The sequence below is a fragment of the Pseudomonas sp. 13B_3.2_Bac1 genome (genome assembly GCF_025466205.1).
Lineage (GTDB): Bacteria > Pseudomonadota > Gammaproteobacteria > Pseudomonadales > Pseudomonadaceae > Aquipseudomonas > Aquipseudomonas fluorescens_H.
This window is the reverse complement of the sequence record NZ_JANLOG010000084.1, coordinates 1-16,561: the sequence shown is the minus strand read 5'-3', so window position 1 is coordinate 16,561 and position 16,561 is coordinate 1. Positions and strand designations below refer to the sequence as shown.

The following is a 16,561-nucleotide window of genomic DNA, read 5'->3' as shown; positions in this document are numbered from 1 at the left end:
CCCGCTCCTACATGTTTCCGCGTTTCTTCCCTCCTTTCTGCGTTCGCAGCCCCTTTCTTAGAAGCGTTTGCGTCGAATCCGACCAAACAACCACGCTTTTCCTACTGATGGCTACACTCCTGAGAAGATCGCCCACGCACCATTCGGCCGTCGCAAGGAGGCTTGATGAATGATGAACTGCAACACCTGAAGAATCTTGGCAAGACGTCGGCGCAATGGCTGCATGCCGTGGGTATCCACAGCGCCTCGGACTTGCGTCGCCTGGGGGCGGTGGACGCCTATCGGGCCGTGCGTACCCGCGGGTTTCGCGCATCAAAGGTGTTGTTGTACGCGATCGAAGGGGCGCTGATGGATATGCACTGGAACGACATCCCGGCCGAACGCAAAGACGCCTTGAACAAGCAGCTCGAAGCCATCTCCTCGCGTCACAAGAACTGAACAGGCGCTGACGGCCATGTATCTGCTCGGGGAACAATCAGCACCTGTCGATGCACTGATCAATCGTTTGCAGAGTTTGCCTGCAAGCTGGCTCGAGGGGCTTTCGCCGTGCGGGCCAGCCTTTGAGCCAGAAATCTCTGACGACCTGATGGCACAGCTCCCACATGATCAGCTGTTTCTACTGACAGAAGGCGTCATCAACGGCTACATCGGCGGCCGTGCGCTGTTTTACTGGCAGGAAGGCGATCTGATCGGTCTGCAGCAAGGTGACGCCTGGGCCGATTGCCGTCTGCGCAGCGACGGGCCATTGCGCTTGCTGCCCTATCGGCGAACCGAACTGTTCCAGCATTTATATGCCGAGCCGGGCCGGGCCGAACAGTGGCTTGAGTATCTGCTGGGGCAGATGGCGCTGCTGGCTCACGCGGTGGCCGAACTGAAACCGCGGGAGTTCCGCAGCACCAATGGTTTTAAACGGGTCGAGAGCGGTGAGGTGCTGATCCAGCAGGGCGATGCCGCCGATCACGTTTTCGTGATCATCGATGGGCATGCCGAAGCGTTCGTGGATGGACACAAGGTTGGCGAAGTGCCCAAGGACGAGATTTTCGGCGCCATGGCGGTGTTCACCGGTGAGCCACGCAATGCGACGGTCATCGCTCGCGAGCCGAGCACGGTGATGCTGATTCCCGGCGAGCAGTTTCTGAGCATGACCCGCACCAATCCGAAGATCGCGCACAGCCTGATTGAGAGCATGGCCAGGCGCATCGGCCAGCTTAATCAGCAGATCACGCAACTGAGTGCGATCAAAGCTCCACGTTGAGTCCCTTGTTTCCGGGGCATTCCAGCCATTTGCACGACTAAATCAAGCAAACGGAAAAACAGTGGTTGACTCGGTAATGAGAATCGCTATGATTATCACAACTGGTCGCGAGATCAGTCGATATTCTGAAAAGCCCTTGGTTCGGACTCTCAGATTATCTCCTCATCAGGCTAATCACGGTTATTTGACCCGGTTTTTACCGGGTCTTTTTTTGCCTGTGGAAAAGTCATTGGCCAAATTGTTTGCGCATCTGCGCGCAGTAATCCTGCGCGGGCGTGGCCGGGGTGTACCAGACGAAATCAGCCATCGCCGCAGTCACTTCAGCGCCCTGCTCGGCCAGCATCAGCACCGTTGGTGCCCGGGCCGCGCCCAGATCCAGCACATGCAGCGGCACGCCAACATCCTTGCGCGCATGCCAGCCCCCCGCCAACAGTAACGCCGGCGTCGGTGCCGCCATCAAGCGTTCGGCCATACGCCGATCCCGCTGTTGTTGAACAGCAAGCATCGCCGGCATCTGTGATTTGGGCAGCAAGCCGCAATGTGAGTCGCTGATCTGTTCGAGCAGCGTGGCTTTCACCAATGCCGCATTGCTGCGAACACCGCTCAGGGCTGGCGACTGGCGGTAGACAGCGCGGATTTCGCCGTCATCCAGATTGGCCGCCAACAGCGGATAGGGTTGCGTGAGGGCAAACCGAATGATCGGTCCATAGAGATTCCAGTCCCAGCCATCCTGCCAGGCCAACGCGGTGGGAAGATCAGTAGGGAGCGCTGCTGCATGGCGAACCTGGTCAACGTTCGGCTGTTGCTTCGGCGTGAGCATTTCCAGCAGCAGACTGCCCTGAGGACGCTGCTCCCCAAGCGCCTGCAACAGCCACAACTGCGCGGCGTGGTGATCGGCGTTGTCATGCTGCTCGCCGATGATGAGCAATTGCGGCCCTGACAGACGCGTCAGCAGTTCCTGTGCCGTCAGTATCTGGCCGCTGTGCAGATCACGAAATTCGCCACTGATTGGCGGGGGCGGGGCAACATGCTGACACCCTGCAAGCAGCAACACCGCTAACAACCACATCCCGCGCATACCATCACCTCGATGAGAAATCAGCGGGCGATGATCAGCGGATGCCCACGCTCCGGGTGCGGCTGCACCAATACTTCGAGACCGAACACAGCCTTGAGCGAGTCCGGTCGCAAGACTTGCTGCGGCGTATCCAGCGCCACCGGGCGCCCGCCTTCGAGCAGCAACACCCGATCACAATAGCGCGCCGCCAGATTCAGATCATGCAGGATGACCAGCACCGCCGCGCCACGATCGGCAAACTCGCGCACCGCCTGCAACGTGGTGTGTTGATGCAAGGGATCGAGCATTGAGGTCGGCTCATCCAGCAACAGGGTTTGCCCGGCCTGCCCAGGCCATAGCTGCGCCAGCACCCGCGCCAGATGTACACGCTGGCGCTCGCCGCCCGACAGCGCCAGATAACTGCGCCCGCTCAGATGCCCGGCATCCGCAGCGGCCAGCGCTGCCGCAACGATCTCGTCGTCGCGCGCCCGACCGCTTTGATAAGGCAAGCGGCCCATACCGACCACTTCTTCCACGCGGAAGGCAAAATCCAGCGTCGAAACCTGCGGCAACACCGCCAGACGCTGGGCGCGCTGCGTACCTGTCCAGTGACTCAGCGCCTTGTCATCGAGCAACACCTCGCCCTCACCCGCAGCCAGTTCACCGCACAACGCAGCGAGCAAGGTACTTTTGCCGGCACCGTTCGGCCCGAGCACACCCAGCACCTCACCGGGTTCAAGTTGCAGGGTGACGTCGCTGAGGACTGTCTTGCGCCCGCGACGGATATGCAGATTGTGCGCACGCAGCATCAGGCACGTCCTCGCAGCAGCAAATAGAGGAAGAACGGCGCACCGATAAACGCGGTGACAATACCGATCGGCAACTCCGCCGGCGCCAGCGCCAGCCGCGCCACCAGATCCGCCAGCAACAACAGGCTCGCCCCCGCCAACACTGATGCTGGCAGCAACACCCGGTGATCGGGCCCGGCCAATAAACGCACCAGATGCGGCACTACCAGCCCGACGAAGCCAATCATCCCCGCTGCTGCCACCGCCGCGCCAACACCCAACGCCGTGCAGAACACCAGTTCACGCTTGAGCCGTTCGACATCAATCCCCAGATGCCCGGCTTCGGACTCCCCGAGCAACAGCGCATTCAGCGCTTTGGCACGACGCGGCAGCCACAACGCAACGCCGGTGCTGATGATCAGCAATGGCCACAGCCGCGCATAACTGGCGCCATTGAGGCTGCCCAGATTCCAGAAAGTCAGCGTGCGCAAGGTCGCATCATCCGCCAGATAGGTGAACAGCCCCACCGCCGAGCTTGCCAATGCCGTCAGGGCGATCCCGGCCAGCAGCATGGTCGCGACGTTGGTCTGGCCGTTGCGCCGTCCGAGCCGATAGACCAGCGCCGTCACGCCCAGGCCACCGAGAAACGCGCACGCCGACAACAGATACGGCCCGAACCACTCTGGTAAACCGCCAAAAAACGAACCGCCGACAATCGCAATCGCTGCGCCGAGTGCCGCACCGCTGGACACCCCGACCAGCCCGGGATCGGCCAACGGATTGCGAAACAAGCCCTGCATCGCCACGCCCGACAGCGCAAGCACGCCGCCGACGGCCAGGCCGAGCAAGGTACGCGGCAGACGGATCTGCCCGAGAATCAGCTCAGCCTGCTCCAGACCGTCCGGCGCCAGCGGCACGCCGAGCATGCGCAAGGCCGCGCGCAACGTATCGAACAGCGGCAGGCTCACCGGCCCCAGCGCCAATGACAGCCAGATGGCCAGCAAACACAGGAGCGTCAGGCCGATAAACAGGCTTCGTGGTTTGACCAGCGTGGTCATTGGCCGCTCGCGATCGGGTAGAAACCGTCAGACAAATTCTTCAGTGCCGCCGGCAAACGTGGCCCAAGCCCGCCGACCAGCAGCGTCGGATCCAGCTCCAGCACCCGTCCGGCCTTGGCCGCACGGCTTGAATTGAGAATGGGGTTTTCCTTGAACAACGCCGCTTTTGCCGCCTCGCCGCTCAACGCGCGATCAGCAAACACCAGCACCTCAGGATCGAGCCCGGCCAGCGACTCCACGGAGAACGGCTTGTAACCGGTATGCGTCGCCAGGTTATGTCCGCCGGCCCGTTGCAGCAGCCAGTCGGCGGCAGTGTCCTTGCCGGCAATCAACGGTTTACCGCCGGCATGCCCGATCAATACCAGCACACCGGGCGCCTTATGCCTGGCCTGCAACTCGACGATTCGGGCTTTCTGCGCGGTGAGCTGCTGTTGATAACTTTCCAGCAACTGCGCCGCCTGCGCTTGCGCGCCCAGCAACTGTCCGAGATGCGTAACGTTTTTTTCCAGGGTCGGCAGATCCGGCTGCGCCGAGAACAGTTCAACCTGTACCTTGGCGCTCTTCACCTGAGCAATAACCGGCGGCGGGCCCATTTCTTCGGTACCGATGAGAATGTCCGGGCGCAGGCTGAGAATGTCTTCAGCCGAGAGGCTGCGTTGATAACCGATGCTTGGCAGCTGCTTCAGCGACTGCGGATGCTGGCTGGTGGTGTCGACCCCGACCAGTCTGGATTCGCCACCCAATGCACTCACCCACTCCGAAAGCGCCCCACCGGCGCTGACCCAACGCTGTGGCAAATCGGCAGCTGTCGCCTGAAGGCTGGCGAGCAGTCCGACACACAGCACAGCAACGCGGGTAATCAGGCGCATACGCAGCTTTCCTTGAACAGTTTTCCCGGGCAGCGAACCGGCAGGCCAAGTATCCTTGGCGGCGGCTGCGCACAGTGGGCGAAGGCGGCCATTTGATAATTGTTTGCATTTAAACGTCAAGCTCGGACATTTCCTGAAACGAGCCGACACTTGAGGATAGCCATGAAGTTCTTGTGCGCCGGCACCGATCTCGCTGAGGCCGGCAGCCGCGGTTTCGACATCGACGGCAACAAACTGTTTGCCGTGCGCCGCAATGGTCAGGCCTATGTTTATCTCAACCGTTGCCCGCATCGTGGTGTGGGCCTGGAATGGCATCCCGACCAGTTTCTCGACCCGAGCAACAGCCTGATCCAGTGCGCCACCCACGGCGCACTGTTTCTGATCGAGGACGGCGAATGCGTCGCCGGGCCTTGCGCCGGGCAATCCCTGACCGCCATCCCCTGCCGCGAAGATGCCCAAGGGTTGTGGATAGATGTTTAACCGTTGAGCAAAACGTCCAGCCGCCGGTCGATCACCATCTCTTCGTGGTTCAAACGCACGCCGTAGGCCAGCACCTCGACCCCGCACGCCACCGCTTCACGCAGGGCATCGGCGTAGGCCGAATCGATTTCCTCGGCCGGCCGCACCGCTTCAATCCCGCTGAGATTGACGCAGTACAACTGCACCGCACGAATACCGTCACGAGCCAGATGCGCAAGTTCACGCAGATGCTTGGCGCCGCGCTGGGTGACCGCGTCGGGAAACGCCGCCACGTTGGTTCCATCGAAGCCTAACGTGACGCTTTTTACTTCCACGTAGGCCGGACCGCTCGGGTATTCGAGGCGAAAGTCGATGCGGCTCTTTTCCTGGCCGTACGGCACTTCGCGTTTAAGCGCCGTAAAGCCGTTCAACTCGCTGATGACTCCGGCTTGCAGCGCCTCTTCGACCAGCGCATTGGCGCGCCCGGTGTTCACGCAGAACAGCCGCCCCTGCGGGGTTTCGCCGATTTCCCAAGTGCCGGGCAGCTTGCGTTTCGGATCGTTTGAGCGACTGAACCACACCTGCCCGCCCTCGACCTGACAATTAAGCATCGAACCGGTGTTCGGGCAGTGCAGGGTCAACAACTCGCCATTGACCGTTTCAACATCCGCCAGAAAACGTTTGTAGCGGCGAATCAACCGCGCCTCTTCCAGAGCCGGATAAAAGCGCATCAGCCTTGCCAGCTCTTCAGGCCGCGAGCGATGCGCTCCACCGCTTCCTGTAAGCGAGGGAGGTTTTGCGTGTAAGCAAAACGCACATGGTGGCTGGCCTGATAACGGCCGAAATCCAGCCCCGGGGTGAAGGCAACGTGCTCGGTTTCGAGGAAATGTCGGCAGAACGCGAAGGCATCACCGCCGAACTGGCTGATATCGGCGTACAAATAGAACGCACCTTCAGGCTCGACGGCGATGTTGAAACCCAACTCGCGCAACGCCGGCAGCAGGAAGTCGCGGCGGCGGCCAAATTCGGCGCGGCGCTCTTCGAGGATGGCGATAGTGTCCGGCTCGAAACAGGCCAGTGCGGCGTACTGCGCCATGCTCGGGGCGCTGATGTAGAGGTTCTGTGCGAGCTTTTCCAGCTCACTGACCGCCGCGTCCGGCGCCACCAGCCAGCCGAGACGCCAGCCGGTCATGCCGAAATACTTGGAAAAACTGTTGAGGACAAAGGCGCTGTCATCGACTTCCAGCACGCTGGCGGCATCGGTGCCGTAAGTCAGGCCGTGGTAGATCTCGTCCACCACCAGATGCCCGTGGCGCGCCTTGATCGCTGTGGATAACCCGGCCAGTTCATCACGGGTCAGAATGGTACCGGTCGGGTTGGCCGGCGACGCCACCAACGCACCGACGCTGTCGTGATCCCAATGCCGCGCCACCAGATCCGGGGTCAGTTGGTAACGCACCTCCGGTCCGACCGGAACCAGTTGCGCCGCGCCTTCGACCAGACGCAGGAAGTGCCGGTTGCACGGGTAGCCCGGATCCGCCAGCAGCCAGTGTTTGCCCGGATCGACCAGCAAGGCACTGGCCAGCAATAGCGCACCGGAGCCACCCGGGGTGATCAGGATCCGCCGCGGATCGATGTTCAGGCCGTAACGCGATTGATAGAACCCGGAAATCGCCTCGCGCAGCTCGGGAATGCCGCGCGCGGCGGTGTAGCGCGTCTTGCCCGCCGTCAGCGCCGCTTGCCCGGCACGGATGATCGGCTCGGCCGTGGTGAAGTCCGGCTCGCCGATTTCCAGGTGGATCACGTCGTGACCTTCGGCCTGCAGTTCGTTGGCCCGCGCCAGCAGCGCCATCACATGGAACGGTTCGATCGCACGACTGCGCGCACTGTAGGGCTGAGCCATTGGCCTTCCTTCGACGGGGAAAAAGAAACGATTCTAACCATCTGCCGGAACGAGCGAGAACCCATCGCGGTCACAGCCTCAAGAACGCTGGACTGTAACGATATGAGCGTACGCTCCAGGATTGACTAAAATCAGTGATTGAACAGGCTTTCAACAGCGCCAGACACGGCTTGCCAAACATCTGCAAGCGCCACCCGCCGGGGCCTCGACATCCGGGAGTAGCGCGGGCCGAATTGATCTGGTAAGTTCGCCCGCTTGCAGCCGCAGGGCCGGCAGGTGTCGGTGATGGAGCAATCCTGCGCAATGGATTACAAGAGTAGAGGCGGTCCATTTCATGCCCACCCAAGCAAAGCAACAGCAGCAAGCGACGATCAGCGGCTTCGAACCTTACGTTCCGAAGGCCGGCGAAGAGTACATGGGCGCCCCCATGCGCGCGCACTTCACCAAGATCCTGAACAAGTGGAAACAGGACTTGATGCAGGAAGTCGACCGTACTGTTGATCACATGAAAGACGAAGCGGCCAACTTCCCTGACCCGGCCGACCGTGCCAGCCAGGAAGAAGAATTCGCCCTTGAGCTGCGCGCCCGCGACCGCGAGCGCAAGTTGATCAAGAAGATCGACAAGACCCTCGAACTGATCCAGGACGAAGAGTACGGCTGGTGTGAATCCTGCGGCATCGAGATCGGCGTCAAGCGCCTTGAAGCCCGTCCTACCGCCGATCTGTGCATCGACTGCAAGACCCTGGCGGAAATCAAGGAAAAGCAGGTCGGCAAGTAATCTCGACCTGAACGAAAAACGGAGCGTGCGAACGCTCCGTTTTTGTTTCTGCCTTTTGCCTTTGCCCTTTTGCCTTGCTTTTGTGGGAGGGGGCTTTGCTCCCGAATGCGGCCGGCCATTCAACATCCAGGTTGTCTGAACTGACGCTTTCGCGAGCAAGCCCGCTCCCACAGGGGTAATCTGCGCGAATCCTGAAAAGTTATATTGTCCACATGACTGCCAAAACCGCCCCCGCCTACATCGGCCGCTTCGCCCCGACCCCCAGTGGCCACCTGCACTTCGGCTCGCTGGTCGCTGCCCTCGCTTCTTATCTCGACGCGCGCGCGGTCGGCGGGCGCTGGCTGGTGCGCATGGAGGATCTCGATCCGCCCCGGGAGGAACCCGGCGCGCAGGCGGCGATTCTCAAGGCGCTGGAAAGCTACGGTTTCGAATGGGACGGCGAGATGGTGCGCCAGAGTGATCGGCACGACGCCTACGCCGAAGTTCTCAACAGTCTGTTCAACCACGGTCTGGCCTACGCCTGCACCTGTTCGCGCAAACAGCTGGAGCCGTACCACGGCATTTACCCGGGCTTGTGCCGCAATGCCGGCCATGAGCAGCAAGACGCGGCGATCCGCCTGCGCGTGCCGGAGCTGGAATACCACTTCATCGACCGCGTGCAGGGCGAGTTTCGCCAGCATCTGGGGCGCGAAGTCGGCGATTTCGTGATTCGCCGCCGCGATGGCCTCTACGCCTATCAACTGGCCGTGGTGCTGGATGACGCCTGGCAAGGCATCACCGACATCGTGCGTGGCGCCGACCTGCTCGACTCCACGCCGCGCCAGCTCTACCTGCAAGAACTGCTGGGCCTGCGCCAGCCGCGCTATCTGCACCTGCCATTGATCACGCAGCCGGACGGCAACAAGCTCGGCAAATCCTACCGTTCGCCGCCGCTTGAGGCCGATCAAGCCACCCCGCTGTTGCTGCGGGCCCTGCGTGCGCTGGGGCAAAACCCTGGTGCCGAGCTTGAATACGCCTCACCGCAGGAATTGCTCAACTGGGGAGCAGCCCACTGGGATGCATCGAAGATCCCGCGCACACTGACCCTGCCCGAAGCGCAACTGCAATGACGACACTTGCAGTCGCGCCGCCATCCGTTACCATCGCCGCACGTTTTCGGGCACGCGCATAAAAAAGAGAGGCCGGGATGTACATCTATCGCTTGGTCCTGCTTCTGGTCGTGGGAATCTATCTGTTTTCGCCAGCCATCATGGATTGGTGGATCGACGCCACGGGCGCCTGGTATCGGCCGTATCTGCTCTGGTTGATCCTGATTGTCGTGACCTTCATCCTGCAGAGCCAAAAAGATGCCGATGAGCTTTAGCCTGACCCAGATGATCCTGATCAGTGCCGCGTACCTGGCGGTGCTGTTCGGCGTTGCCTGGATCAGTGAACGGGGCATGATCCCGCGAGCGATCATTCGCCACCCGTTGACCTACACCCTGTCGCTGGGGGTCTATGCCAGTGCCTGGGCGTTTTATGGCACGGTGGGGCTGGCCTATCAGTACGGCTACGGCTTTCTCTCCAGTTATCTCGGGGTGTCCGGCGCGTTTCTGCTGGCACCGGTGCTGCTGTATCCGATCCTGAAAATCACCCGCACCTATCAACTGTCGTCGCTGGCGGACCTGTTCGCTTTCCGCTTTCGCAGCACCTGGGCCGGCGCGCTGACCACGATCTTCATGCTGATCGGCGTACTGCCGTTGCTGGCGTTGCAGATTCAGGCGGTGGCCGACTCCATCGGCATCCTCACCGGCGAGCCGATCCAGAGCCGCGTCGCGCTGGCGTTCTGTGCGCTGATCATTCTGTTCACGATTTTCTTCGGCTCCCGGCATATCGCCACCCGCGAGAAACACGAAGGGCTGGTGTTCGCGATTGCCTTCGAATCGGTGATCAAACTGATCGCCCTCGGCGGCGTCGGCCTGTATGCGTTGTACGGCGTGTTCGACGGCCCGCAACAGCTTGAGCTGTGGCTGCTGCAAAACCAGACCGCCCTCGCCGCGTTGCACACGCCGCTGCAGGAAGGACCGTGGCGCACGCTGTTGCTGGTGTTCTTCGCCTCGGCGATCGTGATGCCGCACATGTATCACATGACCTTCACCGAAAACCTCAATCCGCGTTCGCTGGTCAGTGCCAGCTGGGGCCTGCCGCTGTTCCTGTTGCTGATGAGCCTGGCGGTGCCGTTGATTCTCTGGGCCGGCCTGAAGCTCGGCGCCACCACCGATCCGGAATATTTCACCCTCGGCATCGGCATTGCCGCCAACAGCAAACCACTGGCCCTGCTGGCGTACGTCGGCGGATTGTCGGCCGCCAGTGGCCTGATCATCGTCACCACGCTGGCGCTGTCGGGCATGGCGCTGAACCACCTGGTGCTGCCGCTGTACCAGCCGCCGGCCGAAGGCAATATCTACCGCTGGCTGAAGTGGACCCGCCGGGCGCTGATCGTGGCGATCATCATGGCCGGTTTCTGCTTTTATCTGATGCTCGGCGCCGGGCAGGATCTGGCCAACCTTGGCATCGTCGCCTTCGTCGCGACCCTGCAATTCCTGCCCGGCGTGCTCTCGGTGCTGTACTGGCCGACCGCCAACCGGCGCGGCTTTATCGCCGGTCTGATGGCGGGGATTCTGGTGTGGGTGGTGACCATGCTGTTGCCGCTGGTCGGCAATCTGCAGGGTTTTTACATTCCCCTGCTGAACATGATCTACGTGCTGGACGACACCAGTTGGCACATGGCGGCCATCGCCTCGCTGGCGGCCAACGTGCTGATGTTCACCCTGATCTCGCTGTTCACCAACGCCAGCCCGGAAGAAGCCAGCGCCGCCGAAGCCTGCGCGGTGGATAACGTGCGTCGTCCGCAACGTCGCGAACTGCACGCCGCCTCGCCCCAGGAGTTCGCCACGCAACTGGCGAAACCGCTGGGCGCCAAGGCGGCGCAGAAAGAAGTCGAGCAAGCCCTGCGCGACCTCTATCTGCCGTTCGACGAACGCCGTCCTTATGCCTTGCGCCGCTTGCGCGACCGTATCGAAGCCAACCTCTCCGGCCTGATGGGGCCGAGCGTGGCGCAGGACATGGTCGAAACCTTCCTGCCGTACAAGGCTGGCGGCGAGAACTATGTAACCGAAGACATCCACTTCATCGAAAGCCGCCTCGAGGACTACCACTCGCGCCTCACCGGGCTGGCCGCCGAACTCGACGCCCTGCGCCGCTACCATCGCCAGACCCTGCAGGAGCTGCCGATGGGCGTCTGCTCGCTGGCGAAGGATCAAGAGATCCTGATGTGGAACAAGGCCATGGAAGAACTCACCGGCATCGCCGCGCAACGGGTGGTCGGCTCGCGCCTGAGCACCATCGCCGATCCATGGAAGCAATTGCTGCAAGGCTTCATCAACCTGCCCGACGAACACTTGCACAAACAGCACCTGGCCCTCGACGGCCAGACCCGCTGGCTCAATCTGCACAAAGCCGCGATCGATGAACCGTTGGCCCCGGGCAACAGCGGCCTGGTGCTGTTGGTGGAAGACCTGACCGAAACGCAGATGCTCGAAGACAAACTGGTGCACTCCGAACGTCTGGCGAGCATCGGTCGACTGGCGGCAGGTGTGGCCCATGAAATCGGCAACCCGATCACCGGCATCGCCTGTCTGGCGCAGAACCTGCGCGAAGAGCGTGAAGAAGACGGCGAGCTGACGGAAATCAGCGGGCAGATCCTCGAACAGACCAAGCGTGTGTCGCGCATCGTGCAGTCGCTGATGAGCTTCGCCCACGCCGGCAGCCACCAGCACAGCGACGAACCGGTGTGTCTAGCCGAAGTCGCGCAGGACGCAATCGGCCTGCTGGCGCTGAACCGGCGCAACTTCGAAGTGCAGTTCTACAACCTGTGCGACCCCGATCACTGGGTCGAAGGCGATCCGCAGCGGCTCGCCCAGGTACTGATCAATCTGCTCTCCAACGCCCGTGACGCTTCGCCTGCAGGCAGCGCGGTGCGGGTCAAGAGTGAAGCCGGCGAACACACGGTCGATCTGATCGTCGAGGACGAAGGCAGTGGTATTCCGCAGAACATCATGGACCGATTGTTCGAACCTTTCTTCACCACCAAGGATCCTGGCGAAGGCACCGGTCTGGGCCTTGCACTGGTCTATTCCATCGTTGAAGAGCATTATGGACAAATCACCATCGACAGCCCGGCTGATGTACAAAGCCAGCGCGGCACCCGTATCCGGGTGACCTTACCGCGTCATGTCGAAGCGACGTCCGCTGTGAACTGAGACCGTCGAGAGTATCGAATCAATGCCGCACATTTTGATCGTCGAAGACGAAACCATTATCCGCTCCGCCTTGCGCCGCCTGCTGGAACGTAACCAGTATCAGGTCAGCGAAGCCGGTTCTGTGCAGGAAGCACAAGAACGCTTCAGTATTCCCACATTCGATCTGATCGTCAGCGACCTGCGCCTGCCTGGCGCCCCCGGTACCGAGCTGATCAAGCTTGGCCAAGGCAAACCGGTGCTGATCATGACCAGTTACGCCAGCCTGCGCTCGGCGGTCGACTCGATGAAGATGGGCGCGGTGGACTACATCGCCAAGCCTTTCGATCACGATGAAATGCTCCAGGCCGTCGCGCGGATCCTGCGTGATCACCAGTCGGCGCCTGCCGCTGGCGAAGCCGTTGTCGGCAAACCGGCCAATGGCAGCGGCAAGTCCGCCGTCGATAACAGCAACGGTGAAATCGGCATCATCGGTTCGTGCCCACCGATGCAGGATCTGTACAGCAAGATCCGCAAGGTTGCGCCAACTGATTCCAATGTATTGATTCAGGGCGAGTCCGGTACCGGTAAGGAACTGGTGGCCCGTGCCCTGCACAATCTGTCCAAGCGCGCCAAGGCACCGATGATTTCGGTGAACTGCGCAGCCATCCCGGAAAGCCTGATCGAGTCCGAACTGTTCGGCCACGAAAAAGGCGCGTTCACTGGCGCCAGCGCCGGTCGCGCCGGTCTGGTGGAAGCGGCGGACGGCGGCACGCTGTTCCTCGACGAGATCGGCGAACTGCCGCTGGAAGCCCAGGCCCGCCTGCTGCGCGTGCTGCAGGAAGGCGAGATTCGCCGTGTGGGTTCGGTGCAGTCGCAAAAAGTCGATGTGCGCTTGATCGCCGCGACCCACCGCGACCTCAAGAGCCTGGCGAAAATCGGCCAGTTCCGTGAAGACCTGTATTACCGCCTGCACGTGATCGCTCTGAAATTGCCGGCTCTGCGTGAACGTGGCGCCGACGTCAACGAAATCGCCACCGCGTTCCTCGCTCGCCAGAGTGCGCGCATCAACCGTACCGACCTGAAATTTGCCGCCGATGCCGAACAGGCCATCCGGCATTATTCCTGGCCAGGTAACGTGCGCGAGCTGGAAAACGCGGTCGAGCGCGCGGTGATCCTGAGCGAAAGCCCGGAAATCTCTGCCGACCTGCTGGGCATCGACATCGAGCTGAGCGACCTGGAAGACGACGAATTCATCGGCTTGCCCGCGCAAACCGCGGGTAACACCAGCAACAGCAGCCATGAGCCGACGGAAGACCTGTCACTGGAAGACTACTTCCAGCACTTCGTTCTCGAGCATCAGGATCATATGACCGAGACCGAACTGGCGCGCAAACTGGGCGTCAGCCGCAAGTGCCTGTGGGAACGCCGCCAGCGCCTGGGTATTCCACGGCGCAAGACCGGGGTCACCAGCGAGAGCTGAACGTTACCTGTCGAGTGTGCGGGTAACGCTTGAGGATGTGAAAAAACTGTTACCTCAGTCCTTTCACGTAACAGAAGCCGGGGTTATCGGTAACGAAACCCCGGTTTTTTTTCGCCCCGAGAAAACCGTTATATCGACCTAACCCCTTGTTTTATTGGGCTTCGCAAAAGTTGGCACGGCACCTGCTATATGTTTGGTACAAGAACAATAACAAGCAATGCACAAGACAATAAAAATAAGACGAATCGACTCACGCACAATAAAAACAAGACGGCGAGAGGCGCAGCTAACTGATTCTTTTGGAGAGGCGTTGTATTTGGGGCTAGCCCCACGACCAGGCCGAGAACAACAAAAACTGTCCTAAGACAGAGCCTGTACTGGTTGGATCGCAAGATCACTGCAACACAGCGACCAAAGCAATCCGTTTGCTCTTGGCTCCCGATTGGGAGGGTCATGAAGGAACAGCTTCATGGCGAGGGCACTCAACAAAAACAAGAAGCCCGAATCAATAATAAAAAGAGCACGCAACTACTTCTGGGGGAGCTTCGGCTCCCCTTGTAGTTTCTGTCTTCCGGCAAATCCCCCCGTTTCTAGCCTGCTCGATGCCTGTAGCCTGCGGCTTGCAGCGCAAATCTTCTGCGTCCTACACCATCCCCCGACTAAATGCTAGAATCTGCGCCCATCATGCGGTCATTCTTTGGTATGGCCGAACATTCCTTCAAACAGTGCATCCCATGCTGAAGAAGTTGTTCCAGTCATTCCGAACACCCGTGCGTCGTACGCAACACATCCGCAGCACCCCTGAAGTGCTCAATAGCGGCCAACACTCGCTGCAAAAAGGGCAATTCAGCCGCTATGCGGTCAATATCGTCGAACGCTTGCAGGGCGCCGGCTACCAGGCCTATCTGGTCGGTGGTTGCGTGCGTGACATGCTGTTGGGCATCACGCCCAAGGACTTCGACGTCGCCACCAGCGCCACCCCCGAGCAAGTCCGTGCCGAATTCCGCAATGCGCGGATCATCGGTCGCCGCTTCAAACTGGTGCATATCCATTTCGGTCGCGAAATCATCGAAGTCGCGACCTTCCGCGCCAATCACCCGGTCAATGAAGATGACGAAGACAGCAACCAGTCTTCGCGCAACGAGAGCGGGCGGATTCTGCGCGACAACGTCTACGGCACCCTGGAAGAAGACGCGCAACGCCGCGACTTCACCATCAACGCCCTGTATTACGATCCGGTCAGCGAGCGCATTCTCGATTACGCCAACGGCGTACACGACATCCGCAATCACCTGATCCGACTGATCGGCGATCCGAAGCAGCGTTATCAGGAAGACCCGGTGCGCATGCTGCGAGCCGTACGTTTCGCCGCCAAGCTGAATTTCGGCATCGAGAAGCACACCGTGCAGCCGATCCGCGAACTGGCGCCGATGCTGCGCGAGATCCCGTCGGCCCGTCTGTTCGAGGAAGTGCTCAAGCTGTTCCTCTCCGGCCATGGCGCGATCACTTTCGAGATGCTGGTCGATCTGCAACTGTTCGCCCCGCTGTTCCCGGCCAGTGCCGACGCACTCGAGCACAACCCGGAATACACCCACACGCTGATCAGCGAAGCGCTGACCAACACCGACCTGCGCATCAAGCAGAACAAACCGGTAACCCCGGCGTTCCTGTTTGCCGCCCTGCTGTGGCCTGCCCTGCCGGCCCGCGTGTTGCGTCTGCAGGAACGTGGCATGCCACCGATTCCAGCGATGCAGGAAGGTGCGCACGAGCTGATCGCCGAACAGTGCCAGCGCATCGCCATTCCGAAGCGCTTCACCATGCCGATCCGCGAGATCTGGGACATGCAGGAACGCCTGCCACGGCGCAGCGGCAAACGCGCCGACCTGCTGCTGGACAATCCACGCTTCCGCGCCGGTTACGACTTCCTGCTGCTGCGTGAAAGCGCTGGCGAGCAGACTGACGGTCTCGGCGAATGGTGGACGGATTATCAGGACGCCAACGACAGCGAACGTCGCGACATGATCCGCGACCTCAGCGGCAAGGGTGATGACGCCAGCGGCGCGCCGCGCAAACGTCGTCGCAGCAGCGGTTCCAAGCGCAAGCGCGCCGGGGCCCCGAGCGCATCGGGCGAATAAGGCATGGAACGCATCTATATCGGCCTGGGCAGCAACCTCGCTGACCCGGCCGAACAATTGCGCAGCGCGCTCAACGCGCTGGGCCAATTGCCGCAGACCGCCCTCGCCGGTGTTTCGGCGTTCTATCAGAGCGATTCACTGCTGCCGGGGCAACCGCGTTACACCAACGCGGTCGCCGCCCTCGACAGTGACCTCGCGCCGCTGGACCTGCTTGATGCGCTGCAAGCCATCGAGAATGATCAGGGCCGCAAGCGACTGGAACGCTGGGGGCCGCGCACGCTGGATCTGGATATCCTGTTGTTCGGCGATCGCCTGATCGACGAGCCACGGCTGAAAGTCCCGCACTATCAGATTCAGGAACGTGCGTTCGTTCTGTATCCCCTGGCCGAACTGGCCCCCGCAGATCTGCGCCTGGCCGATGGGCGCACCCTCGCCGATCTGCTCGCCGCCTGCCCGTTCGTCGGCCTCGAACGCCTCTCCCGCGCCTGAAAATAGCCCC

Annotated in this window: 16 protein-coding genes; 10 read left to right on the top strand and 6 right to left on the bottom strand. The window is 61.2% G+C overall.

Annotated features, from left to right (window positions below):
* Window positions 1–165: 165 nt before the first annotated feature.
* Entirely contained in the window at window positions 166–438 is a 273-nt protein-coding gene (locus tag NTD85_RS14130; protein ID WP_262142449.1) for a TfoX/Sxy family protein, read from the top strand.
* A 16-nt stretch (window positions 439–454) separates the two neighbouring features.
* Window positions 455–1,255, top strand: a complete 801-nt coding sequence (locus NTD85_RS14125) for a Crp/Fnr family transcriptional regulator (protein ID WP_103484953.1) — start codon at window positions 455–457, stop codon at window positions 1,253–1,255.
* 226 nt (window positions 1,256–1,481) lie between these two features.
* Here the strand turns inward: NTD85_RS14125 and NTD85_RS14120 are convergent, their stop codons facing one another.
* Genes NTD85_RS14120 through NTD85_RS14105 form a run of 4 tightly spaced genes read right to left on the bottom strand, consistent with a single transcriptional unit; the run spans window position 1,482 to window position 5,027 of the window.
* Window positions 1,482–2,333, bottom strand: coding sequence for a ChaN family lipoprotein (locus NTD85_RS14120; RefSeq protein ID WP_262142448.1), 852 nt, complete (start codon window positions 2,331–2,333; stop codon window positions 1,482–1,484).
* Between the two features lie 20 nt (window positions 2,334–2,353).
* Window positions 2,354–3,121: a heme ABC transporter ATP-binding protein gene (locus tag NTD85_RS14115; RefSeq protein WP_262142447.1), complete on the bottom strand. Its 768-nt coding sequence runs from the start codon at window positions 3,119–3,121 to the stop codon at window positions 2,354–2,356.
* On the bottom strand, window positions 3,121–4,104 hold the full coding sequence (locus tag NTD85_RS14110; protein WP_177325717.1) for a FecCD family ABC transporter permease: 984 nt from the start codon (window positions 4,102–4,104) through the stop codon (window positions 3,121–3,123). The genes NTD85_RS14115 and NTD85_RS14110 overlap by 1 nt, the downstream gene beginning before the upstream one ends.
* 50 nt (window positions 4,105–4,154) lie before the next feature.
* On the bottom strand, window positions 4,155–5,027 hold the full coding sequence (locus NTD85_RS14105) for a hemin ABC transporter substrate-binding protein (protein ID WP_262142446.1): 873 nt from the start codon (window positions 5,025–5,027) through the stop codon (window positions 4,155–4,157).
* Window positions 5,028–5,189: 162 nt separating this feature from the next.
* On the opposite strand from NTD85_RS14105, the gene NTD85_RS14100 reads away from it, so the two are divergent.
* Window positions 5,190–5,507, top strand: a complete 318-nt coding sequence (locus NTD85_RS14100) for a Rieske (2Fe-2S) protein (RefSeq protein ID WP_103484957.1) — start codon at window positions 5,190–5,192, stop codon at window positions 5,505–5,507.
* Here NTD85_RS14100 and sfsA read toward each other — a convergent pair.
* Together sfsA and NTD85_RS14090 are read right to left on the bottom strand one after the other, a co-directional pair.
* Window positions 5,504–6,217, bottom strand: coding sequence for a DNA/RNA nuclease SfsA (sfsA, locus tag NTD85_RS14095; RefSeq protein WP_003228246.1), 714 nt, complete (start codon window positions 6,215–6,217; stop codon window positions 5,504–5,506). The two genes, NTD85_RS14100 and sfsA, sit on opposite strands and share 4 nt — an antisense overlap.
* Window positions 6,217–7,389: a pyridoxal phosphate-dependent aminotransferase gene (locus NTD85_RS14090; protein ID WP_003228248.1), complete on the bottom strand. Its 1,173-nt coding sequence runs from the start codon at window positions 7,387–7,389 to the stop codon at window positions 6,217–6,219. The genes sfsA and NTD85_RS14090 overlap by 1 nt, the downstream gene beginning before the upstream one ends.
* Before the next feature lie 334 nt (window positions 7,390–7,723).
* Between NTD85_RS14090 and dksA the strand changes: the two genes are divergently transcribed.
* From dksA to folK, 7 genes are all read left to right on the top strand, one after another.
* A complete protein-coding gene (dksA, locus tag NTD85_RS14085; protein ID WP_003228250.1) occupies window positions 7,724–8,167 on the top strand; it encodes an RNA polymerase-binding protein DksA in 444 nt (147 codons plus the stop codon).
* Window positions 8,168–8,379: 212 nt separating this feature from the next.
* Entirely contained in the window at window positions 8,380–9,276 is an 897-nt protein-coding gene (gene gluQRS / locus NTD85_RS14080; protein ID WP_262142445.1) for a tRNA glutamyl-Q(34) synthetase GluQRS, read from the top strand.
* Window positions 9,277–9,353: 77 nt separating this feature from the next.
* Window positions 9,354–9,530, top strand: coding sequence for a hypothetical protein (locus NTD85_RS14075; RefSeq protein WP_003176118.1), 177 nt, complete (start codon window positions 9,354–9,356; stop codon window positions 9,528–9,530).
* Entirely contained in the window at window positions 9,514–12,468 is a 2,955-nt protein-coding gene (locus NTD85_RS14070; protein ID WP_003228254.1) for a sensor histidine kinase, read from the top strand. Before NTD85_RS14075 ends, NTD85_RS14070 begins: the two co-directional genes overlap by 17 nt.
* 22 nt (window positions 12,469–12,490) lie before the next feature.
* Window positions 12,491–13,927, top strand: coding sequence for a sigma-54-dependent transcriptional regulator (locus NTD85_RS14065; protein WP_003228256.1), 1,437 nt, complete (start codon window positions 12,491–12,493; stop codon window positions 13,925–13,927).
* 734 nt (window positions 13,928–14,661) lie between these two features.
* Complete coding sequence (locus NTD85_RS14060; protein ID WP_047600294.1) at window positions 14,662–16,062, top strand: polynucleotide adenylyltransferase PcnB; 1,401 nt, start codon at window positions 14,662–14,664, stop codon at window positions 16,060–16,062.
* Between the two features lie 3 nt (window positions 16,063–16,065).
* Window positions 16,066–16,551: a 2-amino-4-hydroxy-6-hydroxymethyldihydropteridine diphosphokinase gene (gene folK / locus NTD85_RS14055; RefSeq protein WP_262142444.1), complete on the top strand. Its 486-nt coding sequence runs from the start codon at window positions 16,066–16,068 to the stop codon at window positions 16,549–16,551.
* The last annotated feature ends 10 nt before the right edge of the window (window positions 16,552–16,561 follow it).

Excerpts from the sequence above, each read along its gene's own strand:
- NTD85_RS14105 (WP_262142446.1), bottom strand. The coding sequence starts at position 5,027 with ATGCGCCTGATTACCCGCGTTGCTGTGCTGTGTGTCGGACTGCTCGCC.
- NTD85_RS14070 (WP_003228254.1), top strand. The coding sequence starts at position 9,514 with ATGCCGATGAGCTTTAGCCTGACCCAGATGATCCTGATCAGTGCCGCG.
- dksA (WP_003228250.1), top strand. The coding sequence starts at position 7,724 with ATGCCCACCCAAGCAAAGCAACAGCAGCAAGCGACGATCAGCGGCTTC.
- NTD85_RS14075 (WP_003176118.1), top strand. The coding sequence starts at position 9,354 with ATGTACATCTATCGCTTGGTCCTGCTTCTGGTCGTGGGAATCTATCTG.
- NTD85_RS14115 (WP_262142447.1), bottom strand. The coding sequence starts at position 3,121 with ATGCTGCGTGCGCACAATCTGCATATCCGTCGCGGGCGCAAGACAGTC.
- gluQRS (WP_262142445.1), top strand. The coding sequence starts at position 8,380 with ATGACTGCCAAAACCGCCCCCGCCTACATCGGCCGCTTCGCCCCGACC.
- NTD85_RS14065 (WP_003228256.1), top strand. The coding sequence starts at position 12,491 with ATGCCGCACATTTTGATCGTCGAAGACGAAACCATTATCCGCTCCGCC.
- NTD85_RS14120 (WP_262142448.1), bottom strand. The coding sequence starts at position 2,333 with ATGCGCGGGATGTGGTTGTTAGCGGTGTTGCTGCTTGCAGGGTGTCAG.
- sfsA (WP_003228246.1), bottom strand. The coding sequence starts at position 6,217 with ATGCGCTTTTATCCGGCTCTGGAAGAGGCGCGGTTGATTCGCCGCTAC.
- NTD85_RS14130 (WP_262142449.1), top strand. The coding sequence starts at position 166 with ATGAATGATGAACTGCAACACCTGAAGAATCTTGGCAAGACGTCGGCG.
- folK (WP_262142444.1), top strand. The coding sequence starts at position 16,066 with ATGGAACGCATCTATATCGGCCTGGGCAGCAACCTCGCTGACCCGGCC.
- NTD85_RS14090 (WP_003228248.1), bottom strand. The coding sequence starts at position 7,389 with ATGGCTCAGCCCTACAGTGCGCGCAGTCGTGCGATCGAACCGTTCCAT.
- NTD85_RS14060 (WP_047600294.1), top strand. The coding sequence starts at position 14,662 with ATGCTGAAGAAGTTGTTCCAGTCATTCCGAACACCCGTGCGTCGTACG.
- NTD85_RS14125 (WP_103484953.1), top strand. The coding sequence starts at position 455 with ATGTATCTGCTCGGGGAACAATCAGCACCTGTCGATGCACTGATCAAT.
- NTD85_RS14100 (WP_103484957.1), top strand. The coding sequence starts at position 5,190 with ATGAAGTTCTTGTGCGCCGGCACCGATCTCGCTGAGGCCGGCAGCCGC.